This is a genomic window from Leucobacter fengyongliangi (assembly GCF_052386045.1).
Map to the genome: position 1 here is coordinate 2427884 of NZ_CM126356.1, position 25568 is coordinate 2453451.

Sequence of the window (25568 nt, forward strand, 5' to 3'; positions counted from 1 at the left end):
CGCCGTTTGTGTTGCATGGTTTGCGTAATTCTGGTGACCTGTGAAATTGCGAAAGCTGGAATACTACGACTCGTCCGAGATATGCGCGTCACACGTCGCCCGCTCGGATTGATCATAATTCGCACCTGGTCTGAGACAATCGAACCAAGCCAACGACGGCACACCATCGGGCACTCTGCACGAAACGGGAGCGTTGCAGAACAATAAGGGGCCTCCGTGCATCTGAAGACCGTGCGAATCAGCAACTTCCGCCGCCTGAAAAGCGTGTCGATCGACTTGGAGACCAACACGACCATCTTCGTTGGCGCGAACAACAGCGGCAAGACTTCCGCCGCCAGCATACTTCGCCTCCTGGTGAAGGGCCGCGCCAAGGACCTCACCATCTTTGATTTTAGTGCGAGTTGTTTGGAAGATCTGCGGAAGATCGAAGAATCCGATCCTGGCCAGGAATCAGCACTTCCCGAAATCACCCTCGATCTATGGTTCGACGTGACGGGGAACGAACTCCACCGAGTTGTAGATCTCTTACCCAGTCTCGACTGGAATGAGCAGCCCGTCGGGATTCGCTTGAAGTATCGACCTCGCAACGAAGCGGAGCTTCTCTCCCGATATCGGGATGCGAAATCAGCGGCAGGGCTGAAAGCGGACAAAATATATCATCCATGGCCCAGCGGCCTCCAGGAGTACCTCGAGAAGAAACTCCGCTCTGAATACGAACTGGCCTACTTCGTTCTTGAACACGAAGCCATTGAAAGCGAGCAGCCCGAGTATTCACCGGTCGCTCATCCCTTGCCGAACTCGAAGGGTGAGGCGGCCGCATCTCTTGACAGGTTGCTGACGCTTGACTATCTCGATGCCCAACGGTTCCTCTCCGACTCTGAGACCAATTCACGGACGAAGGACCTCTCTAGGAGTCTCAGCCAGTTCTACCAACGCAACCTCGACAAGTTCGAGACGGAAACCAGCGTTCTTCAGGCTCTGCATATTTCAGAGACAAGCTTCAACCACCACCTCGCGCAGGTGTTCGAATCCACCCTCAGCAGCCTGAACGCGCTGGGCTATCCAGGCATCGAAGATCCCGAGCTCGTCATCAGATCAAGCTTCACGGCCGACCAGATCATGGCTCAAGACACGTCCATCCAATATTCGCTCCCCCGCGCGGAAGGAGATCTAATTGGGATCCACCTCCCGGAGAAATACAACGGACTTGGTTTCAAGAATTTGATCTACATGGTCATCACGATGCTGGACTTCCACCAGCAATGGGTCGCGCAGGACGAGAGAACACCAGTTCACTTGGTGATCGTTGAGGAACCTGAAGCACACCTTCACGCACAACTCCAACAAGTCTTCATTAGCAAGATGCAAGAGATCATCGCCGATGACAGCGGCCTCACCACCCAACTTATAGTGACCACGCACTCGGCTCACGTCATCAACGAAAGCCGCTTCACCCCAATCAGGTACTTCCGACGGGTCCAATCTTCCACTGGTAGACACGAGTCTCAGGTTCGTGACGTTGCAAAGCTAAACACTATAGAGAAGGACACGAAGAACTTCCTCGAGCGGTATATGAAGCTCACACATTGTGATCTATTCTTCGCGGACGCGGTGATTCTCGTGGAAGGCAATGTGGAGCGCCTGCTGCTGCCTTCGATCATCGAAAAGAGCCAACGTTCATTGACGTCTAACTACCTCACAATTCTCGAGGTCGGCGGCGCGTTTGCCCACAAGTTCGATCCGCTGCTCGCTCTGCTCGGCATTCCTACTCTGGTGATCACCGACTTGGACAGTGTTATCCCCTCAGCTGCGCCAGAAGGGTCTGACTCCGACCTTGCGCAGGAGGGTATCGGGGACGATGGGCAGTCTGGGTCAACATCCGGTGTGTCGTGCCCTGCGGACACTCCCTTGGCAGTGACTTCCAATGCGACGCTTCGCAATTGGCATCCCCAAAAAACCAAGGTCAAAGATCTCTTGGCGCTTAGCGACACTGCGAAGGAATTTTCGCTCGGCGCCGACAACCCGACGCTCCTGCGTGTGGCTTACCAAACCTCCAGCGACGTCACCAAAGACGGGAGTACCTCCACGGTGACCGGGCGCACGTTCGAGGAGACGTTCGCGTACGAGAACCTGGAATGGGTGCTGAGCGACAAACAACGTTCGCGGTCGCTCCTGTCTGCACGGTTCGATCACACGACAGCCACGTTGGACGATATCGTTGCGAGGATCCACAACCGGGTGAAGAGTTCCAGCTTCAGGAAGACCGAATTTGCCTTGGCCCTCATGCTTTCCTCAGAGGAATGGCAGTCCCCCAGCTACATCGTCGAAGGACTCGTATGGCTTGACGCCAAGATTAACCCTTCGTTCACGACGCCCGCGGCAGGACCGGTCGTCGTGTCATGACTCGCCGAATCGACAGCCCAGATACGGACGCAGATATCAAGCTCCGCGACGTTCTCGCGCGCCCCACCGCAACTTGCTTCGTTATGAACGCCGGGGCCGGGTCGGGGAAAACCACCTCACTCGTCAAAGCGCTCGCCCACCTTCGTGACACGAACGGTGAGAACCTCAGGAAGAACGGACAACAAGTCGCCTGCATCACCTACACCGAGGTGGCTGCAGGCGAGATCCACGGCGAGATCGAAGAGGATCCACTCTTCCACGTGTCAACGATCCACAGCTTCCTTTGGACGGTGATCAAACCGTTCAAGCGAGATGTATCGACTTGGGTAACTCAGCGCATCGAAGAAAAGATCGCTGGCTTGCAGGAGCACAATGCCAAACCCCGTACCCAAGCAAAAACGATCGCGAAGAACACTCTCGAAATCGAACGGCTAGAAACGAACAAGGCTGCCATGACTACGGTAACTGCCTTCACTTATGGGGTTGGCAGTCGGTATGACAAGGGAATCCTCGGTCACGACGATGTCATCAAGATGGTTCCGCAACTCATTCTCGAAAAACCCCTCCTCCGGAAGCTGATCGCGAAGCGGTACCCGTTCATCTTCGTGGACGAAAGCCAAGACACTTTCCCACAGGTAGTTGCAGCGCTGAAGGAGCTATCGAACGATCTGTCATGCGAACTCTGCATTGGTTTCTTCGGCGACCCGATGCAGCAGATCTATGCGACGGGTGCTGGCGATATTACTCTGGAGCCCGGATGGGAACAGATCGACAAACCCGAAAACTTCCGCTGTCCCGCTGCTGTGCTCTCTGTCATCAACAACATCCGACGCGAAGTCCCCGGGGCACTGCTCCAAGAGGGCGGTCGACGGCTGCGAAAAGGCGACTCAGACGAGTACGTTCAAGGTGAAGCGCATCTGTTCGTACTCCCGATCGATGAGGAGCGTGACAGCCATCTGGCTCGAGTCCGCGAGTGGCTCGCAACGAACACCCATGATCCGGAGTGGAGTGAGGATCACAGTTCTTCCGATGTGCGAATCCTTGTCATTGAGCACCGCCTGGCCGCCCGACGACTCGGCTTCGAGAACCTCTTCTCCTCGCATCACGACAAGAGCACGGACATTCTCAAGACAGGCATCGCCGAAGGCACTGCCTGGACAACTCATCCCTTCGTTACCTACCTCACTCCGCTCGCCCAATCAGTGTGGACGAGACAGAAGTTCCCGCAGATTCAACTCGTCCGTGCCAACAGCCCTCTCATCCTCGGTATGAGTACAAGCCAGAACCCCAGTTCCGCACTCAAGTCGCTCTCAGCGGCCGCTGAGTCGGTTGCGGAGATGCTGCAACCAGACAGCAGCGCAACCGTGCGCACCGTCCTCCAGCATGCAACCGCAACCGGCCTACTCTTGCTCGACGAGAGGTTTAAGGAGTATGAGTCGCTCATCACTAATGCCTCTGGCATCAGTGATCTGCCCGACCAGACCAACAGCAACAGACAGGAAAGCGGTGCCATCGCCCGGTACTTGGATGTTCCGGCAAGGGAGCTTGTCCCCTACCAGAGCTATTTGAACGAACATTCGGTCTACGCGACTCATCAAGGCGTAAAGGGTGCCGAGTTCGGCCGTGTGATTGTGCTTTTGGAAGATGACGCCGCCGCCGGGAACATGTTCTCATACAATAAACTTCTCGGCCTCCAGGACCTTTCCGACAAGGATCGTGAGAACATCGCCGCCGGACTCGAGAGCACCATCGACCGCACTCGCCGCCTGCTCTATGTTGGCTGCTCACGCGCAGAGCGCGCTCTTGCCGTCGTGATCTTCGCCCGAGATGTCTCAACAAGCGCAAGACAGCTCAGGGAGCTGAACATCTTCGATTCCGACTGTGTCCACGACGCGACGGACCTCCATCGGACACATACAGCCTGAGTCGGTGCGACACTCAAGGAAAGACCGTCAAAGGTTGGATTGATTCGATGACGCAACCTACGTTCAGAGTGTCCGATCCACCGAGCTGTGCTGTCTCTGCTCGCGGGAATGCTGCGCGCCGTTCTGAGTCTGGCGGGCAAAGAGAATCGTATTGAGTGCTGTTTCGGCCCTCGCGTGATCGATTCGCTGCGCCGTGCCGTCAGGCAAGAGCCCAAGCGGGGTCGATGTTGTGACGGAGTATCGGTCGCGGTATGCGGCAATTATTTGTGCTGAAAGACGCCAACGCTCGCGCTCCGGCACTGCGGCTGGGATCCCACCGAGTGACGCGCTCCAAGGTGAACCGTCGGCAATAGCTTTATCGAGCACTGCACTGGCTCGCTGCGTGATGAGGTCACGGCGTTCATCAAGCGCCTGACGCATGTCGTCGTCTACCGGCCCCATCACTTCGGGTACAAGCCCAACGATGAGCCTCGGCGCCCTGCGTTTTCGTCCAGCTCCGGCAGGACGGGCGATAGCGGCAACGAGCCGATGCCGCATCACCGCAGCAATGTCGTCGACGTCGCCGAAGTCGCGTGCTCGTACCAGACGTGGGAGCAGAACCGCGAGGTCATGGTGGTTGGCTTCAGCTCGTCGCAGTTCGGCAGTCAGCGGTCCGAACGCATCCGACTCGATCACTTCAACAGCTTGTTCACCGCTAAGACCAGCTGCGCGCACCAGCGCGGCCCACCGGTCGCGCTGCGCTGCAGCAGCGATCGTCTCGTATTCAGCAGCGAGCTGCGCGATCGTTCCCCAAGATTCTTGTTCGATGGCGATGGTTTCGTGCGCGGAGAGTTCCGCGCCGACATGCTGGAGCACCTCGGCGAGAACGCTGCGGCCAGAGACTTCGTCGTTCTCACCAGGATGTGGACCTTCGTGGGAAGCATCGGGCTTATCGACGGCGACATAGGCGACGTTGACATCACGTCCCCGAGTCATCGCCACGTATAGGTTCTCCCGGGTCATGGTCGGGTCGACGAGCACGTGCGCGGTGTCGGTGGTGAGACCTTGCGCACGGAAGGACGTCACGGCGTAGCCGAGTTCGACGTGCTCTGCGACGTAGTCGGCTGGCAAAAGAACATTTGTCCCCCGGGAGCTTCCAACTCGTCGAACGAGCATCGATCCATCGCGTCGAACATCGACGACGTTCCAGCGATCTCCGTTGCGCACCCAACCGCGCCCTGCCAGTAGGCGACGGTCGTTGCGGCGCGTGATGACGATATCTCCGGATGCCGCATGGGTTCCGTCGTGCAGCTCAGATTCACGCGACCCTCGAACGGTGCCGTCGAGGATCAGATCGGTGCGCGCTCGGTTGTTGAGCGCGGTCACTGATTCATTGGAGTCTGAGACGAGAACCGTGGCCCGCCCTGCCACAAGTTCGCTGCGCCAGGCGGCGTATGCTGCATCGATCATTTCCTCGGTGTCACCGTCAACGATGCGTTGGTGTTCGTCGTAGGTGTCGATAACTTCGGTGTGACCGTGGCGAAGATCGAGAGACGCACGCTTTTCCCAGTCGTGTGTGAAGCGGTGAACGTCGACGAGTTCCGGTACGTCATCGCGGTCGTGGGTGAGTAGCCCAAATGCACCGCCCGCGTCGACAGCCTGGAGCTGTGCGTAGTCGCCGACAAGTAGCACTTTTGCCCGAGCCTCAGCGGCAAGCTGGGTGATTCGGTCCAGCGAGAGCGTTCCCGCGAGTGAGGCTTCATCAACGATGACGAGCTGGCCCGGTTGAAAAGTCTCACCTTCGCGCAGGTGAGATTGCCACCACTTCGCCGTATTCTCGGTGGCGATCCCGAGATCCTCGGCAAGTACTTGTGCCGCACTCGAAGACGGTGCCAGTCCAACAACGGATCCTTGACCGTGTTCTTTTTCCCATGCCCAGCGTAGTGCGTTCATCGCGGTCGTTTTCCCGGCACCAGCGGGACCGACAAGCAGATCAACGACACGACCGGAGACCGCGATCTCCGTCAGCGCAGACACTTGATCCTCCCCCAACACCAACCCCTCACGGTCAGGCTTCCGCGTGACCCGTTCGACCGTCGCCAGCGAGACCGTCGGTCCCGTCGTTGCGTGCGCGAGTTGAAGCAGTCGCTCCTCGGCGTCGAGCAGCTGACCTGACGAGAACACCGTGGAGTTCTTCGGCCTGAACACCGACGACTCATCACTCCTTCGAAAGACAGCTGGACTGGACGCCAGTTCGGGCGGCGTGAGCCGAGTCGACACTGCCTCGGCAGCGTCGACAACCAAGCCAATAATCGCTTCGCGATCACGTGTACTTGCGAAGCGGTACCTCATCGTTTGCCGGGCAGCTTCTGCGGTGAGGTTCCAGCGGCGCCAAGTCGACCGCTTCTCCCCGACCACCTCCACGACGCTTTGCGCCAGACCACGAACCACGTCAAGCGGTAAGTCATCAGCGCACAAGAGCAACGGCGCCTCATTCGCGGTGACCTCGCGTGCCCAGCGAGTTGCATCCGCCCCAAGGATCTTGCCCGCCCGCTGCCTCCACTGCACAGTGAGTTCGGCCAGAGAATGGATCTCTTTCTTGGGTCGTGTGGCGAGTGTCGCCTGAGCACGCAACTTGATGATCGTCGTACTGGAAGGCTGCCTACCATGCTTCTCCACGTACGCAGTAATGAGGCGGTCTTTCTCCTCATCGATATGACGCGAACGAGACGAGAACTCAGACACGAGTTCTTCTGGGACCTTCGCGATGACCCAAGCTGCATTACGATCTCGCCCGCGATCACGCGTCTCCCAGTCGACACCGAAGAGCCGCGTAAGGTGATCAGCGAACACCGCTTCGTGGAACTCGGAGAGTGCCACCGTTGCGGCATGGAGTGGACGCCCATCCAAGCTTCGCCACTTGTTGTCGAGCACGGTTTGAACTTTGTTGCTGATCACGACGTGCGTGTGGAGATGCGGGTCGCCCGCTCGTGAGTCGTAGTGGTCATAGGCTGTCGCGGTCAGTCCGCGCACGTCGACCTGCGCAACAGCACCGTCCCCAGGGGTTGCACCCGCGCGAGTCGCTGCAACCTCGCGCTCCATGAACGCAACCACCTCTGCAATCGCGGCATGATGTGCGTTGACGATGAGCGATTGCGTTCCCGCGTCGGCAACCGCCCACAGCACAGAGGCGGATTTCGGGATCGAGAAGGTGAAGTCGTATCCGGCCACCGCCCGCCGAGTACCGCGCTCAGATTCTTCGACCTCTATCGCCGCGATCGCACGGCCTCGAGCGGTCGGTCCCACCTCCGGATCGAGCGCGTCGACTCGCTCCTCAATGCGCTCAGCAACTGACTTGTACGCCGGGTAGGCACGTCCGAGCGGCGCGCCGGTGAGAGGATCACGTCCCATTCCAACCAGCAATTGGAGCTGCGCCTCGGTGACTTCATCGCCTTCGTGAAGTTGCCCACTTCCAAGCGCAGGGAGGCCGCTGCCCATCCAGCGCCCCGGCGGTGTACCGTCCGCGTCGTAGTACCGTGTCAGCGGGGTCGAGAGGTCACGGTCGCCGTCCCCCGCAGCCACTGTGCGCAGCAGGTACTTGTAGCCGTCACCCGCCGACATCACCCGCATCGACACCGTCATTGCGGCCCACCTTCCCTCCATCAAGGAGGAGGTGAACACGCAGGATCGGTGGCCTCAGAATTCACACGGAAGTGGTCGCGACCTCGATCTGCAAGACGCGTGGTAGCTGATTTGCTTGCGGTCGCGAGTCACGTAGCGGGCCGTTCATCGCTCATTGCGACAAGCTGAGGCGAAGCGACGACTCGCTGTTTGTACCAGCTGAACCAACAGAATGTCGGACCCATCTGAGAGAATCATTAGGAACGTCTTAGCGCCTCCGTTGGCGCAGCAGATCCATCACGACCAAGGAGCAGTTTGAAGCGCAGTTCACCGCTCTGGCGCGTAATGGGGGATCCCGCCCAGGCTCAGGAGGCCGCCGCCCTCGAACGAGTGTGTGTTCTACTGCCTGAGGACGGGATTGCGCGAGCTTGGGCCAACGTTACCTTCACTGACACGAGTGGCCGACTCAACGAAGTAGACGTGTTGCTCATTACGAGTGGCGGCATGTACGTCGTCGAGCTTAAAGGTTGGCATGGTGAGATCCGCGGCGACCAGCGGAACTGGACGCATGCGGGTCGGACCGAAAGAAATCCCAGACTGCTCGCAAACGATAAGGCCAAACGGCTTGCGTCGGTGTTGAAGGACGTTGCAAGCAAAGCCCGACTAAACCCACGTATTGTTCCGTTCGTCGGTGAAGCAATCGTGTTGCACGGCCAAGACTCCAAGGTGCAACTCGACGAGTACGGCGCTGAACAGGTGTGGGCTCTAGATGGTTTCCGTGTGAACGGCCTTGGAGACGACCAGAATTTCTCCAGCCTTGTTTCGCTCACTTCACACCGAGATCCGATCGACGCCGTTCGAGCGAACGAGATCGACCGCCTCATGAAGGCAGCAGGATTGATGCCGCGCGCAAAGCAGCGCACGATCGGGCAGTATGCACTCGACTCCAGCGAATCGCTTGACGAGGGCAACGGCTGGCAAGACTTCCTAGTAACTCACCCACAGGCGAAGACGAAGCGCCGCATCCGACTGTTCGCGTACCCGAAGGGTGCTTCAAAAGAGTCGCGGTCCGAGGTTGATCGACGTGCAGCCCGCGAATTCCGACTGACCGACGGGATCAGGCACCCAGGCATCATCGGCCCAGCCGACATGCTCAGCACCGAAGAAGGCTCAGCGCTCGTCTTCGACTTCGACCCGAATGAGTCAAGTCTCGCGGACTACTTGACCCAGCACGGAGACACTCTCACCTTTGCCGATCGTGAGGCAATTGTTCAAGATCTCGCGGAGCTTGTGCGGTTTGCTCACGGTCAACGGCTCACACACCGTGCGCTCTCTCCGAGGAGTGTGCGCATCCATTCAGGCAAAGATGGCACGCGAGAGGTGCGTATCAGGGACTGGGACCTTGGCAAGCGACCTGACGAGGGAACGACTACCGCCACTTTGATCTCACGTGGCGTGACCGACGTGGTTGCCTCCGTTGATCAGGACGCCCTGTTTTATCTCGCACCTGAAACACTCAAGAGTATTACCTCGACCTCGCCGCAGCCGCTTGACGTGTACGGTGTGGGCGCATTGGCATTCCTGGTACTCACAAACAAGTCACCGGCGGTGAACTTTGCCGCGCTCGAAGCTCTGCTGAACTCCGACGCAAAGGGTCTCGACCCGCGAGCAGTGCTACCTGAAATCTCTGACGCTTACGCCGATGTCATCGTCAACGCGACTGCGTTTGCCGAGTTGCATCGCACCATCGACATTGGTGTGCTTCTTGACGATCTATCCATGGCTCGCAGCGCAGAGCGCGGCCCTGAACCGATTCACGTCGATGTGGATCCGCTTGAATCAGCACCCGGTGACATCGTCGATGACCGCTTTGAGATCATTAAGCGCAGAGGATCCGGCTCCACCGGCGTAGCGCTTGAGGTGAACGACTACTCCCTTGAGCGTGAAGGCCTGATCCTCAAGCTTGCGAAGGATGACTCGGCTGCATCGCGCCTTGATAATGAAGCAGCAGTGCTCGATCGGCTCAACCACCCTCGAATCGTGAAACGAGTCGAGGGGCCGCTGAGCGTCGGGAACCGCCGGGCAATCGTCATGACTGATGCCGGAAATGAAACACTTGCAGATCGCATTCGGCTCGAAGGTCGAGCAACGATCGAGCAGCTTGAACGATACGGTGACGACCTTTTTTCCGCCATTGCGCATCTTGAAGAGCAGGGCGTGTTCCACCGCGATATCAAGCCTTCGAACCTTGCCGTCAAGCCAGACCCGGGCACGCGCAAACCTCACTTGACGCTGTTCGATTTCTCGCTCTCGGATGAGCCCGTCGCAAACGTAAAATCGGGGTCAAAGCCTTATCTCGACCCATATTTAGGTTCGCGTGCACGCCCACAGTACGACAGTGCTGCCGAGCGGTTCTCGATTGCGGCAACCTTGTTCGAGCTTGCCACTGCAGATGCCGTGTGGTGGGAAACGGGCGATCAGCCCGCAAAGCCTACTGACCCTCCCGTTGTCAGCGCAGCACAGTTTGAGCCAAGCATCTCCGACGCGCTTGTGCAGTTCTTTCGCACAGCTTTCGAACCCGCAGCAGCAAAGCGTCACCCTTCACTCAGCGCAATGCGGCAAGCCTGGGCAGATGCACTCAATACAGCCGACGCTGAAGACGCTGACTTTACAGCGAACGATGAGAAGGCAGGCCTGGCAGACCTTTCGACCCCACTGACTGACGCCGGGCTCAGCGCGCGAGCACTTTCTGCGCTCGCGCGGGTCGACGCCACAACCGTCGCAGAGCTGCTGGGCGTACCACCGGTGCGCATCAACCAGATTCGTGGCCTTGGCGAGCAAGTACGTCGTGAGATCAGCTCTCGCATTAGGGAATGGCGAAAGCGACTTTCTAGTGCGACTTCAACAGTTGAATCAGAACTCATCCCTGGCCGTCGACCAGTGGAACGAATCTTTGGTGTCGCGAGCCAGAAGCTCAACGAAACCGACGACGAATGGCGAGAGCGACTGCGTAAACAGGGCGCCTTAAAACAGCCCCTCAGCGATATCTCGTTATGGCTACGAGAACTTGGCAACGTAGCTTCTTCAACCGAGCTTGCCGCGAAACTCTTGCGCGAATATGGCTCTACTCTCAATGACGGGCCCCGGCAGGACGCAGCGAAATCAGTTATCGATGCGATCATCAGGTTCGATATGCGCGCGAAATCTCCCCGGCTTCTCGCTCAGAAAATTCGGAACACGGGCGAAACGGTCGTTGCGTACACATCTGACGATGAAGAAGGTCTGAGCTTCGATGAAGCAGAGACCCAGCTTGAAGCGCTCGTTCGCTTGTCGCACACCGTCGACACTTTGCTTACTCAATCAGACATTGTTTCTGGGTCAGCTCTGCGCGAGGCACTTGCTCGCTCGAATAGCGAGCGGCTTGTGCTTCCAGGGATTCGAGTCTCGCAGCTGGCGATCGGGCTTTCCCAGACCGGACGTATCTCGTCCATGGGCGAAGCGTACCGAAAGGATCTCACTCCAGAGCGTGCTGTGGAGACAGCGCTCCGCGGTGCAGCAACTCGTGAACTCGCGTTAGTCACCATCGAGCAGCGTGTTAAAGCGCGGTTCCCGGAAGCTGCCGAAATTCCTACGCGTCCGCAGCTCGATGAAGCAGTCAGATCCGCGTTACCTCACTTGGAATGGCTGGCCGACTCTGGCAAGTACGTCCTGCGTGAAGCAAACGATGCTTCGTCTACATATACGGCTTCGACGACGAGCATCGCTGAAACAGGCTCAGACCCAGCGCTAGCGGCGAAGCTCGCTTCGTCAATTCGAGACCATGGAGCACTAGTGCTCGCAAGCTCAGTGAGGCATCGCACGCTGGACGAGTCGGCAGGTCTCATCGCAACGGGCTACGGGGTGCGAATTATCGACCTCGCTGATCTGATTCTCGATGCATTGAAGCGCACCGCAGAGAGTAATCGCGTGCCTTGGGAGACCGTGCTCCGTGCTGATGCTGAACCAGATGGCACACAGGATCGTCGCAACTTGCTGCAACTCGCAAGAATGGCAGTGGTTCCACTCTGGCGAGAGCTTATGGAGTCGGAAGACCCGCTGCTTCTAGTGAATTCCGCCGTGCTCGCCCGACTTGGCCTGACCGATCTCATCGCCCAAGTGTGCGACCTAGCAACCTCACGTGTCGCTGCACGATGGTTCCTGCTCGCACGCCCACCATCTGGGCGCACGCCTGACCTCGATGGCGTTCCAATGCCGGTTGGGGCTGACGGCTGGACAAATCTTCCCCTCGAATTGCCCATGTTTTCTACCGGTATCGGTTTTGTTGGAAAGGCTGCTGCAAAGTGATCGAATCAAAGGCACTACTTTCCGATCTCAAAAGAGAGCTTTCCGCGCTGGAAGCCGACCTCACTGAGCGCGCAGAGGATCCGTCGACCGACTGGGGTTCACAGCTCCGCGAAGATTACGATCGGGCAAAGAAACGCGACCGCACGGGTCTTTCGTGGATTGACTGGCGCGGAGGCGAGGTCTCGCAGGCGGCGGTGGCATGGATCATCGCTGCGGTATTTATCCGATTCTGTGAAGATAACAGGCTGCTCTCTGGCGCGAAGCGAGATGGCAAGCTCATCGCACAGCCGTGGATCGCGGCCCCTGGTGACGGACTCGAACGCGCGGTGGAAAATGAGTCCGCGTTCTATACGGCCGCTCCAACAATGACGGGGCGCGATTGGCTACAACACGCCTTCACCACGCTCGCCGACCTGCCTGCTGGCCGCACGCTCGTCGACCCCGAATATTCGCCGGTGTGGCGTGCCCCAATCTCTGCCTCCGCTGCCGATCGTCTGCTTGCGTTCTTTCGGCGGGTGGATGCGGAACGTGAGTTGGTGCATGACTTCGCTGACCCTGATCTCGACACCCGGTTTCTCGGTGACCTTTATCAAGATCTGTCGGACTATGCGAAGAAGACGTTCGCTTTGCTGCAAACCCCCGACTTCGTCGAGGAGTTCATTCTTGATCAAACTCTGACCCCTGCAATCAAAGAGTTCGGGCTCACCGGCCTGAAGATCATCGACCCGGCGTGCGGCTCAGGCCACTTTCTGCTTGGCGCTTTTCAGCAACTGCTTGAGGCCTGGGGTACGGCCGCGCCCGGCACCGATCGCGGCGATCGGGTGCAACGCGCACTCGACTCCATCCATGGGGTCGACCTTAACCCTTTCGCTATCGCAATCGCCAGGTTCAGGCTTACCGTCGCGGCATTGCGAGCATCCGGAGTTGCTTCACTAGTTAACGCGCCAGCGTTCAAGTTTCATCTTGCTATCGGAGACTCGTTGCTCGGAGGCTCGGCGAGCAGTGTGCATCTCGACCTCGGTGACGGCGAATATGTGCCGTACGATACCGAAGATCTCACCGAATACGCGGGCATCCTTGAAAACGGAAAATACCACGTCGTCGTGGCGAACCCTCCGTATATCAGGGTAAATGACAAGGCGCTAAACCAGCGGTATCGCGCAATGTATCCCATGTGTCATAAGAAGTACACTCTCTCGGTTCCTTTCATGGAGCTACTTTTTCGGCTCGCTAAAGCCCCAATTGCGGGCAGCGGAGCAGGATATGTAGGGCAAATTACGTCTAATTCATTTATGACACGTGAGTTCGGTCAAAGACTCATCGAGGAATTCCTCAGCGGTAATTATTTGGGGGAACATCATCCCAAATACGTAGACCTTGAGAAAGTGATCGATTCTTCTAGAGCTTGGATCCCAGGGCACAATAGCGACGGCACACCTACCGTCATTCTCTTGGGTCGACCGCAGCAGCCAGCAAGCCGGGTTGTAAGGACTGTCTTGGGTCAACGGGGCGAACCTGGCCAACCAGCAATTCCTTCGAAAGGAAAAGTTTGGCAAGACATAATCACACACCTTAATAGTCCGGATCATGACGGCGAGTATGTCACTGTTACAGACCTCCCCCGGACCTCTTTCTCAAAGTTCCCTTGGTCGCTCTCAGGCGGTGGAGCAGAAACACTCTTGACCAAAATTTCAGGAGCCGACCGAGTCCTACTAAAGTCTGAAATATATCGGGCAGGCTTCTTTGGTATTCACGGCTCTGATGATGCGTTCATTGTGACTGCAGATGAGGTTAGACGCCGACAAGGGCAACGCTCCTTCAGACCTCTTGCGATAGGCGACAGCATTCGTGATTGGTCAATTGCCAAAACCGTTCCAGTATTTTTTCCGTATGACCGGAATCACAAGCTTGAACCTATCGAGAACCATCCCACCCAGGCGAGAACCATGTGGCCGCTCAGGACATTGCTAGGGCATCGGGCGACTTTTGGCGGAGGTACCTACACGTCTGCTGGTCGACCCTGGTACGAGTGGCACCAGCTTCCGCGTGATGGGGAAGCATCAAATTTTACAATCGCGTACGCGGAAGTAGCGACTCACAACCATTTCATACTTGATTCAGGTAGAACGGCATTCAAACAGACTGCGCCTGTACTTAAGCTTCGAAGCGACGCTACGGAAGATGACCATCTCAATCTCCTAGGCCCGCTCAACTCTTCGGTCGCCAGCTTCTGGATTAGACAAGTGAGCTATGAAAAAGGTGGGGGAGATGAGCCGTGGGAGTGGCGATATCAACTCAACTCGACCAAGCTCCACAGTTTCCCACTCCCAACTGATCGGGCTCTGGGCATAGTCCGCGAAATTTGTGAAATTGCTAAACGCCGATCATCGTTAGCGCCAGCAGAGGTGCTTGTAGGTGGTCACGTTGATGATTTGCAAGCGAAACGTCTCGAATGGGAACAACTTGGCCACCTGCTCGTCACTCTTCAAGAAGAGCTTGATTGGCGAATGTATGTCGCATATGGATTAGCGGATTCAACTCTGGTTGCCGATTCACCCGACGTACCGGGCACAACCCCAAATCAACGTGCATTCGAGATTCAGCTTGCCCGCGATATCTTGGCAGGCACCGGAGAGACATCATGGTTTGCTCGTCATAAGCGCAAGGCAATCTCTAATCCACCGGCAACCTGGCCGGGTTGGTATAGAGAGCTAATCGAGCGTCGCATTCGATTTACAGCTGAGAGTCACGACCTTCGGCTACTTGAACAGCCTGAGCACAAACGTCGCTGGGCTGGTGCGAGTTGGGACGAACTTCTCGCCTCCGCTGTACGCACTGCGATCCACGATCGTCTCGAAGCGCCCGAGCTGTGGGCAGATTCTGCTGGCCGACCTTTGGTACGGTCAGTCGCGCAGATCACCGATGAGCTACGCCACGACGAGGAGCTGCGCGAACTCTTGACTATCTACGCGGGCTCACGCGACTACAATATGTCGGTCGAACTAGGCAAGTTGATGCACACCGAGGCGACCCCAGCTTATGCGCCGCTGCGGTACAAGCTCAGCGGTTTAGAAAAGTTTCGTGCTTGGGAACAGACGTGGAAACTTCAACGAGCGGAAGATCGCCGTGAGAATGTCATCGTTCCGATCCCACCAGAATTTAAGTCCACTGACTTTCTCAAGGCTACTTACTGGAACGCTCGCGGCAAGCTCGATGTTCCTAAGGAACGCTTCATCTCGTTTCCTGGCAGTTCATATCCTGATGATTCGACGGCTGTGTACGGTTGGGCAGGTTGGGATCAAAGCGAGCGTGGCCAGGCAATCGCACGCTTTGCTTCACAAATCGCTCCTGTCGTAGCTGAATCTGAACCAGACCAAGTGTTGCCCCTCGTCGGTGCGCTCATAGAGCTACAACCGTGGCTTGACCAGTGGTACGACGATATGGACACCCGTGGAATTAAACCGTCTACGGCTATCAGCCAAGTAACCAATTCACTACTTTCACGACTCGGTACCGGCCGTGACGAAGTTCTCGCTTGGCTCCCGCCGACGCCGAAGCGTGGAAGGAAGCGCGCATGACCAACTATACGCAACACTCGCCTCTGCGCGACCTCATTGAAATCCCCGAACGGGTTGAGGCCGCCGACTTCGTTATCAAGCTCGACGAGAGCGTCGCACGCCACGCACAGACGATAAAAGACTACGTCGTTACCGACGCCATCGCCGAGGCTGTAGGTGAAGGCCTCGATCTCGTGCACGGTTCCCTGAAACGACAATCTTCTCGAGGCGCGTTTCTCGACGGCTCGTTCGGTTCCGGTAAGTCCCACTACATGGCGGTATTGCACTTGCTGCTCACCGGAAACCTCCAGGCGCGCCAGATTTCCGGTTTGGAGACGACGATTGCAGCGCGTCAGGACGTGCTCGGACAGAACCTGCTGGTGCTCGACTACAACTTGCTTGGTGCGAACTCGTTCGAAGAAGCGATCTTCAAGGGGTATCTTAAGACGATCAAAGAAAAGCACCCAGACTCACGTGCTCCGATTCTGCACACTAGTGACGCGCTGCTGCTCGATGCGCGGAAGATGCGCACACAGATGGGTGATGACTCGTTCTTCAAGGGACTTGGCGGCGGAGATTCTGCGTGGGGTGCGCTCTCAACCTCATGGGACTCAATTAGTTTTGAGGCGGCAGCCGCGCAAGCACCAGGTAACGCTGATCGCGACCGGCTCGTCGGCGACCTCATCGAAGGATATTTCTCCAGTTATGCTCGTGCAGGTCAGTGGCTCTCGATGGAGGACGGGCTGCTCGCCCTCACGACACACGCAAAATCACTCGGATATCAGGGGCTAGTTTTCCTCATCGACGAGATCGTGCTGTGGCTCGGCCAACACCTCTCAAACGAAGACTGGGTGCGTACTGAGATCGAGAAGGTGGTGCAGCTCGCAGAGAATGCCGCAGCAAACCTGCCCATTCCGATCGTTTCGTTTCTGGCCAGACAACGTGACCTGCGCGACTTTCTCGGCACCCACTCTTCTGGTGCCGAGCGTGCGGCACAAGGGCAACTCTTCCAGTTCTGGGAAGAACGATTCACCAAAATCAAATTGCAAGCCGCTGACCTCCCGAAGATCGTGAAGCAGCGTCTGCTTCAACCAAAGAACGCGGCAGCGGCTTCAACCTTGCAATCCGCGCTCACCGAAGTAAAGCGTGACTACGCTGCCTGGGGGTATTTGCTCTCGGACGATGCCAACTCCGATGAGCACGCGTTTGGTGACGTCTACCCGTTTTCTCCCGCACTTGTGGACACGATGGTCGCTCTTTCAAGCCTTATGCAGCGCGAGCGAACCGCACTCAAACTCATGGCAGAACTGCTTCGAGATGGAAGAGAATCGCTGCGCGTTTCTGATGTCATCCCGGTTGGTGATTTGTACGACCCCGTGGTACTTGGCGGCTCGCAACCGCTCACAGATGAGATGCAGCAGCACTTTCGTATCTCGGCGGATTTCTATCGGAAGAAGATGCGGCCGTATTTGCTGCGCAAGCATTCACTCTCCGAGACCGAAGCAGCAGAACTCCCACGAAGCCATGCATTTGTTACCGAGGATCGTCTCGCGAAGACAGTTCTGATTGCCGCGCTCGCACCCGAAGCACGCTCGCTCTCAAACCTCACAGCACCAAAGCTGGCTGCGCTCAACTACGGCACCATCGACGCATTCATCCCTGGTCAAGAAGCACCGCAGGCGCTCTCATACGTGCGCGAATGGGCAAGTGAGTTCGGTGAAATCAGCGTCGGAGACGGGGCTGACCCGATCATCGCGGCGACACTGAGTGGTGTCGACTACGACTCGATCCTGCAACGGGTGATCACAGAGGACAACCCTCAAGCACGACGCGAACTCGTGCGAAAGATGATTGCTAGCGAGCTGAATCTCGGTTCAGAGAGTTTGGTCGGCCGTGTGCTTTCACACGTCTGGCGGGGCCAGAAGCGCAACGTCACAGTCAAGTTTGGCAACGTACGCGACACAAGCGATGTACTTGAAAGCGACCTCATCCACAGCGATGATGACTGGCACGTGATCATCGACTTCCCATACGACGGTAACGACCGTCGGCCAGCCGATGACCTGGCTCGGCTGGACTTGTTGCGAGAGGATAAACGCGAAGCTCGGACTCTCGCGTGGGTGCCGAACTTTCTTTCTGATGCACGTAAAAACGATCTCGGCAAGCTCGTGCAGCTGGAGTTTCTGCTCAACGGGAATCATTTCGATGAGAATGCGATTCACCTTCCAGTTTCAGACCGTGGGCCTGCACGCCAAAACCTGGAGGCACAAAGGCGCACGCTACGTGATGTGATCATCACGTCCATTCGGCAGGCTTACCACGTCAACGCTCCCGATGACATCAACGTTGGCCATGAGCTTGGCGGCAGCGAGATCTTCCAGGTGCTCCTGCCTGGTGTATCTATAGCACCACCACCCACCGGATCTTTGCTGGATGGCCTGCACCACGCTTTAGACACTGCATGGGCTGTGGAGTTTGCCGACCACCCAGATCTCGGTACTGACGAAGTGACGCTGCGTAGGCTGAACGAAGCGGCTGAACTTATTACGAGCACAATCGAGGGTGGCGGACGCAAACAGGGTCTTAGTCACGCCGAACAGCGCACGGCAAGAGAAATCATTGCACCGCTGCGTCTCGGAACAGTCAATGAGAACGTGCTGGTAATCGACCCTGCACACTTCGGTTGGAGTTCTGATTTCGCTCGTTGGGAAGGCGATCTCGGCGATTCGATGAACATCGAAAAGCTTCGTGTGAAACTGCGTCACTGGGGCATGACCGCATACATGGAAGACCTGGTATTGATTACCTGGGCTTTGCTCGGAAACTACGATTTTGGTAGCGCAGGTTCGCTCACCGTGGGTGGGTTCAGAGATGGCGCGGTGGCACGTAAAGCGAACTTGCCAAGTGAAGAAGACTGGACGCTTGCAAAGGTGCGTGCAGGTAGCATCCTCGGAGTTACGCCTGAATCTCATCTCACCCCACGATCAGTGTCGCGTTTCGCGACGGCAATCCGTAGTCAAGCGGCGAGTAGCAAATCCTCGGAGCTGCTGGCACAGTTGGAAACTCACGCTGATCTCTTCGGCCTCGACAAGACTGCTTCCGTCGGTCGACTCGCAACTACACGACGTCTCAGCGAGCTCCTCGCCTCATTGACCCAAACCGCATCAGACACGGGGCTCATCGAAACGTTTGCCAGCTTCGACCTACCCAACGAGCTGGCCTCGTTCGGTAGTACGCATGCTTCCTCCGAACACTCGGTACGGTTGTTGACGAGCCTGGACTGGGGCGTGATCAAGGCGGCAGCAGAGCGGAACGACCCCAAGTTTGACGCAACTCTCACCTCGCTGCGAGAAACAGCTCGTTTGGACGAGTCGATCGCACCGCTCGATCCGCAGCTGCGCGCGGTTGCAGACTCGGCTCGCTCGCTGCTCATGCAGGCCGCACTTGTCACCCCATCTCACCATGAGCCGCAACCAGAGCCATCTACGCCGCCGTCACCATCACCGACCACTGTCACTGGACACGTCACGCACACGACGGTCGCAGAGCTTGATGCGGCCCTCGCAAATCTGAAGAAAGCGATTCGCTCGGAAACTCACGCGCGTGACACAGATCGAGTGACAATCACCTGGCAGGTAGATGATTCATGAACTTACCGGTAGTGGGAGAACGCGCCCTGCGCGACCATGTCTCTGAGTGGCTTGGCGATCCTCGCCGTAAATCGAGAGTCAAGCTGGTGCGCGCGCAACCTGTATGGACCGGGCGACCTGTGCTCGATGTCGCAGGCACCAAAGTACATATCGCTGAAGGAATCTCTGGGCTTGCAGCCCTCGATGCAATTCGCGCGACCCCCAAAAATGAGTTTGTGGTGGTGCTTACTCAGCTGAGCCGGGATGAGCTTGGCTCAGCAGTGTGGCTCGACGCCGAAAAACACAGAGTCGCCTCTCTCGACGACTGGGATGCAGTGCCAGGTTACTTTGGTGTGCGCGATCACCAGGTGTCAATGCATGTTCGAGCACTTGGGGAATGGGTGCCAGGGTTGCTCATAGCCTGGAAACCCGAGCGCGGGTACTTGCCAGCGCCCGGCGGAGTGCTGGCCGTGCGGCACATTGCGCGTGCGCTTCTCACTGCACTACTCGGACTCGACCGCACCGACGATCTCGACGCTTTTTCAACCGCTCTGACACCATTTGACGACGCCGGTGTTCGAGCGCGGCTACGCGACCTAGACCGCAAGTCGCTTGATGGCCTCGTGCGTGCGGCGAGCGAAGAAATTGACCCACACTTCGGATTGGCGCTGCGAGCGTCCGCAGCGCCGGGCACCGTCTCACCTCTCGCAGTGGGGCTCGTCTTGGCAGAACTCTGGCAGGAAGACTCCTCCAGTGCGACTGCGGCAGCTCGCGTGCGTGTCGAACGATATGTGGGTACCGGGCCAAGCGCGGCAGCTGCATCCAGGTACGGGGATGCTGCACGAACCATCATTACCCGCTGGCTGGAACTCAACCCTGCTGACGCAAAGAACGTACTTGATCAAGCTGAGGCAATTTGTGCAGATCTTGATTGGGCAGATGGTGCCGCTGCATCCTCGTTCCTACTGTCAGGATTGCGTGCGCGTGTTTCAGGCTTTGCTCATCAGGTATCGATTGCTGCGGCTGAGTCAACGATCAAGTCTTCGATTGCGGTCGACGAAGCCTTCACTGCGCTGAAGTCGCACGAGGCAAGTGCTTCGATTGCTGATTCTCTAGGAACCGCCGAGATGGCAGTTCGTGCTGCCAGGTGGCTTGCAACGACAGCTGACTCTCCCCGTTCATTTGGTAAGGCAGTCTCGTCCTTCGCTTCTGACGGAGCATGGGCTGAATGGGCTCTGGGTGATCTCTGGTCAGGCGATACGGACGTTGCACTCGCCGGTGCGTATCGTGACTTGGCACACGCGATTCAGATGAAACGTCGCGTTGAAGACCTTCATGCAGCCTCGATGCTTACCGGCGACGCGATTCTCGAAGAGGGCGTCATCCCGATCGAACGCCTACTCTCCCAAGAAGTTGTCCCGCTCTCGACGCTGAACAATGTGCTCGTGCTGGTGCTCGATGGGATGAGCGTTTCGACCGCTGCCGAGCTGGTTTCAGAACTTACGCTCTCAGGGTGGAACGAGATCGTGCGTTCAGCCACGAAACTGCGCGACACTGCAGTAGCAATGCTGCCCACAGTGACTGATTTTTCTCGTTCCTCGCTGTTCGCTGGTGAGCCACTTGCAGGCAACCAGCAGACTGAGAAGTCGCGGTTCGCAGCTGCTTGCAATGGTGTTGTCTTTCATAAGGACGATCTGCGCTCCGATGCAGGGCACGCGTTGCCGCCTGCTGTAACCCATACAATCGGTAATTCGAAACAGAAGATCGTGGCGGCAGTGCTGAACACAATCGATGATGCATTGGCAAACGCTGATGTCGATGCGCTGCGGTGGAATGTCGGCTCGGTTGCCCATTTGCGGGCCCTACTCGGAGAAGCAGCAAAATCTGGCCGAACAGTGATTCTGACCTCAGATCACGGGCACGTCGTTGAGCGAGGTGGGGAGCTGCAAAACATTCCCGGTTCCCCGGCACGCTGGCGCACACCCCAGAGTGGCCCTGTCTCGCAGAACGAGGTGATGGCGAGCGGCCCACGGGTGCTTGCCCCCGGAGGGAATGCGGTGCTCGCGGTCTCTGACGGCATTCGGTATGCCTCGAAGAAAGCCGGGTACCACGGTGGCGCCTCTCTGTCAGAGCTGGCGATCCCTGTTGCCGTGCTGCATCCAAGAAGTCTCTCCTCGCCATTGGGCTGGATCGAGGCGCCACCGCAGGAGCCGATCTGGTGGAATGAACGTTTGCGAGATGCTGACCTAGGTGTAGCAGCAACCCCGGCGAGTATCGCATCACGGACGAGAAAGGCGAAGAAGTCGAAGCAGGAGTCTCCAGACGTCATCGCACTATTTGACGCAGTTGATGAAACAACCCTGTCGCATGATGCTTCCGGCGTCAGCGAAAAACTCTCATTAGGTGAGCAGCTCGTCCAGGTCTCTGGCTATCAGGATCGTCGCGAGGCTGGTGGCCGTCACCCCATCGACGACGCCGATGCAACCGAGATTGTCAACGCGCTGATTGCTGGCGGTGGTCGTGCACATCAAGACACTTTGGCAGCGCGCCTAGGCGTGGCGGCATATTCTTTCCGTGGAACGCTTGCGGCGCTACGTCGTGCGCTAAACGTCGATGGGTATGAGGTCGTTCGCATGGATCTTGATCGTGTCACCGTAGTTCTCGATGAAAAACTATTGCTCGAGCAATTCGAGTTGGGAAGCTAGCGATGGTTACGGTGAGCCCCCGTCGACGTCGAGAGATCATCGACGCGCTGCGACGCGGCACTGTGCCACAACGCGGCCTTGACGTGATGGCAGTTGGACTCGACCGCTTTCAAGCAACCATCGACGAGGAACTCACCACCGTCACGGAAAGTGGTGGCGTCTTTAAAGCAGTACGAGGTGAGTACGGATCGGGAAAGACGTTCTTCGCTCGCTGGCTGACCGAGACTGCCAAACAGCGAGGGTTTGCGACGGCCGAAGTTCAGATATCTGAGACAGAGACTCCTCTACACAAACTCGAAACGATTTACCGGCGCATCACAGAAAACCTTTCCACCGAGGCCATCCCAGCGAGCGCATTTCGAGAGGTGATCGACGGCTGGTTTCGTGTGCTCGAAGAAGACGCCGTGGACTCGGGTGCTGATCCTTCAACTCCAGGTGAACTGGAGCAACGAACAGACGAGCTTCTGGAACAGCGACTGGCAGCGGTCAGTCGCACGGCTCCGGCATTCGCAGCCGCGCTCCGTGGTTACCACTCAGCATTGCGTGAAGGAGAGACTGCGACTGCTGACGGGTTAGTAGCCTGGCTCGGCGGGCAACCTTCAGTTGCGGCGAGTGTACGGCGGGCCGCAGGCGTGCGCGGCGATATTGACCATTTTGCAGCGTTTGGGTTTCTTCAGGGGCTACTTGCTGTGCTTCGAGACTCCGACTATGCGGGGCTCGTGCTCGTACTTGACGAGGTCGAGACCTTACAGCGCGTGCGCAGCGATGTGCGTGAAAAGTCCCTCAATGCGCTTCGACAGTTGCTCGATGAAGTTGACGCTGGGAGATTCCCTGGTCTCTATGTGCTGGTGACTGGCACGCCCGCTTTCTTCGAAGGTACCCAGGGCGTCCAGCGACTTCCGCCCCTGGCCTCACGGATTTCGGTCGACTTCTCTGGTGATCCGCGATGGGATAATCCACGTGCACCCCAAATTCGCCTGCTTGGTTTTCAGCAGGATGGTTTGATCGAGCTTGGTCGACGTGTGCGAGAAATTTATGCATCGGACAGTTCGGCGGCCGATCGAATTGAGTCCCTCATAGATGATGGATACCTTTCAAGGCTTTCGCAATCAATTGCTGGGCAGCTCGGTGGTCGTGTGGGCATTGCGCCAAGAGTGTTTCTGCGTAAGCTCGTCGACATTCTCGACCGAATCGAGCAGTTTCCTGATTTCACACCAGAAGATGCGGAAACGGTCCAGGTTGCACCCACTGAGCTGAACGAGGATGAACGCGCGGCAAGCGGACTCGACGCAATAGAGATAGATGTCTGAGTATCAGGCCTCTCAGCAGTTGAGTCCTGGTATCGAATACCACGTCGTCAACACGCTTGGCTGGCGAGACCTACGACCTCTGCAGCAAGCAGCTATTGCGCCGGTGCTCGCCGGTGCCGACTGCTTACTCATCGCTCCGACTGCTGGTGGCAAAACCGAAGCTGCGATATTCCCGATGCTTTCTCGGATAGTCGAAGAGGATTGGTCGGGGCTCAGCGTTATCTACGTCGCACCGCTCAAAGCGTTGCTCAACAACCTACTCCCACGCTTGGAACAGTATGCGTCCTGGCTCGGTAGACGCGTTGCGCTGTGGCACGGCGACGTTGGCGATTCGGCTCGCCGCAGGATTTTGAGCGAACCACCAGAGATCTTGCTCACCACTCCGGAGTCGTTGGAAGCGATGCTCGTCTCGCGACGCGTGGACCACCGGCTGTTTTTTCAGGGAGTTCGTGCGGTTATCGCAGATGAGATCCATGCCTTCGCTGGTGGTGACCGTGGTTGGCATCTTGTTGCAGTGCTTGAGCGGCTTCAGCACATTGCATCAGTGCCGATTCAGCGTGTTGGGCTTTCGGCGACACTCGGAAACCCTGAATCTATTCTGCAGTGGTTCCAGGGCTCAAATGTGCGTTCCAGACGGGGCAAAGTGGTGTCTGCAGGTGATTCGCCCATAGAACCTGCGATCGCACTCGACTATGTGGGATCAGTAGAGAACGCAGCTACGATCATTGCGTCGCTGCATGCTGGTGAGAAACGACTCGTGTTTTGCGAGTCGAGATCCTCGGCCGAGGAGCTTGCGTTCGCGTTGCGTCAACGCGGGACGACCACGTTCGTGTCCCACTCAAGCTTGTCGCTGGATCAAAGACGGCAAAGTGAGCAAGCGTTTGCGGAAGCACAAAACTGTGTAATTGTTTCGACGTCTACCCTCGAACTCGGTATCGACATCGGTGATCTCGACCGCATGATTCAGCTTGATTCGCCACGCACAGTGGCGTCGTTTCTGCAGCGACTCGGTCGTACCGGGCGACGCCCAGGTAGCACGAGGAATGCACTGTTTCTTGCTACAGACCCCGCAACCCTGGTGCGCGCTGCAGGGCTCTTGAGCCTTTGGGGGCGCGGCTTTGTCGAGGAGATCGAGCCGCCGCCACATCCACGACACATTACAGCGCAGCAACTTCTTGCTCTGGCACTGCAGGAGAAACGAATTACACGCGCCAGCATCAACACTTGGTTCTCTGGCAGCGCTGTCATGGAAGATGCAGAGGCCATTCTTGACTACCTTGTTGAACAACAGTTTCTTGTAGCTGATGGGGATTGGTTATTCATCGGGCCCCGGGCGGAGCAGGTGTTTGGTGGACGCCATTTCATGGATCTGCTCAGCACATTCGTAACAGAACTCGACTTTGCGGTGAAAGAAGGTAGCAAAGAAATCGGTTCTGTCTCAGCGCTCTCGTTATCGACTGAAGTCAAGCAGGGCTCACGACCGTTGCTACTTGCAGGTCGGTCCTGGCTGGTTAGCGATATTTCTTGGGATAGGCGGGTGATTCACGTCGCGGAAGACAAGTCGAAGGGAAAGACGCGCTGGGCGTCTGAGTCAATGCCGGAATCGTTCGAGATGGTTCGCGCGCGTCGCGACGTTTTACTCGGAACCGATCCGCCGGTCGAGATGTCGCAGCGTGCAATGAAGGCTCTCAGTGAAGCACGGGAACACTGGGCAATGCTCGTTGCACGGGAGCGGCTCGTAGTGGAACGACGTGAGAACGATATGGCACTGTGGAGCTTCGCCGGGCTGCGTGCGCACGAAACGTTGGCGGCGGCACTGCCCAAGGACGCCGTACACAGCACGACAAATGAGGCCATGTATTTTGACAGCGAGTTCGATCTCAGCTCGCTGCGAGAAACTGATGTCACGGACGCCGTACCAAGAATCTCACCTGAAGCAGTCGAAGGCCTCAAATTTTCCGAGGCGCTCCCGCTCGAGCTGGCAGTTGAAACCTTAGGCGAGCGGTTCGCCGACCGGCCTGGTGCAATCGCCATACAGAATGAAAGATTGATCGTGAGTTCAACGACTGGTGCAGCTCAGTCATAGCTGACGTGT

At 57.5% G+C, this 25568-nt stretch carries 9 protein-coding genes; 8 read left to right on the forward strand and 1 reads right to left on the reverse strand.

Annotated elements, in window-relative coordinates:
- Positions 1 to 216 precede the first annotated feature (216 nt).
- Positions 217 to 2403: an ATP-dependent nuclease gene (locus tag ACTNFK_RS11535; protein ID WP_435936529.1), complete on the forward strand. Its 2187-nt coding sequence runs from the start codon at positions 217 to 219 to the stop codon at positions 2401 to 2403.
- Positions 2400 to 4328 carry a UvrD-helicase domain-containing protein gene (locus ACTNFK_RS11540; RefSeq protein WP_435936530.1) on the forward strand — a complete coding sequence of 643 codons (1929 nt, stop codon included), beginning with the start codon at positions 2400 to 2402 and terminating at the stop codon, positions 4326 to 4328. Before ACTNFK_RS11535 ends, ACTNFK_RS11540 begins: the two co-directional genes overlap by 4 nt.
- A gap of 63 nt (positions 4329 to 4391) precedes the next feature.
- Here ACTNFK_RS11540 and mobF read toward each other — a convergent pair whose 3' ends face one another.
- Entirely contained in the window at positions 4392 to 7949 is a 3558-nt protein-coding gene (gene mobF, locus ACTNFK_RS11545) for a MobF family relaxase (RefSeq protein WP_435936531.1), read from the reverse strand.
- Positions 7950 to 8243: 294 nt separating this feature from the next.
- Here mobF and ACTNFK_RS11550 point away from each other — a divergent pair, with 294 nt between their 5' ends.
- The 6 genes from ACTNFK_RS11550 to ACTNFK_RS11575 are packed head-to-tail and all read left to right on the forward strand — an operon-like array spanning position 8244 to position 25559.
- Positions 8244 to 12272 carry a protein kinase domain-containing protein gene (locus tag ACTNFK_RS11550; protein ID WP_435936532.1) on the forward strand — a complete coding sequence of 1343 codons (4029 nt, stop codon included), beginning with the start codon at positions 8244 to 8246 and terminating at the stop codon, positions 12270 to 12272.
- Positions 12269 to 15850: a BREX-2 system adenine-specific DNA-methyltransferase PglX gene (gene pglX, locus ACTNFK_RS11555; RefSeq protein WP_435936533.1), complete on the forward strand. Its 3582-nt coding sequence runs from the start codon at positions 12269 to 12271 to the stop codon at positions 15848 to 15850. The genes ACTNFK_RS11550 and pglX overlap by 4 nt, the downstream gene beginning before the upstream one ends.
- Complete coding sequence (locus tag ACTNFK_RS11560; protein ID WP_435936534.1) at positions 15847 to 19479, forward strand: DUF6079 family protein; 3633 nt, start codon at positions 15847 to 15849, stop codon at positions 19477 to 19479. Before pglX ends, ACTNFK_RS11560 begins: the two co-directional genes overlap by 4 nt.
- Positions 19476 to 22163, forward strand: a complete 2688-nt coding sequence (gene pglZ / locus ACTNFK_RS11565; RefSeq protein WP_435936535.1) for a BREX-2 system phosphatase PglZ — start codon at positions 19476 to 19478, stop codon at positions 22161 to 22163. The genes ACTNFK_RS11560 and pglZ overlap by 4 nt, the downstream gene beginning before the upstream one ends.
- Before the next feature lie 2 nt (positions 22164 to 22165).
- Positions 22166 to 23473 (forward strand): BREX system ATP-binding protein BrxD, encoded by a 1308-nt coding sequence (gene brxD / locus ACTNFK_RS11570; RefSeq protein ID WP_435936536.1) that lies wholly within the window; start codon positions 22166 to 22168, stop codon positions 23471 to 23473.
- Complete coding sequence (locus ACTNFK_RS11575) at positions 23466 to 25559, forward strand: DEAD/DEAH box helicase (protein ID WP_435936537.1); 2094 nt, start codon at positions 23466 to 23468, stop codon at positions 25557 to 25559. The genes brxD and ACTNFK_RS11575 overlap by 8 nt, the downstream gene beginning before the upstream one ends.
- Positions 25560 to 25568 lie beyond the last annotated feature (9 nt).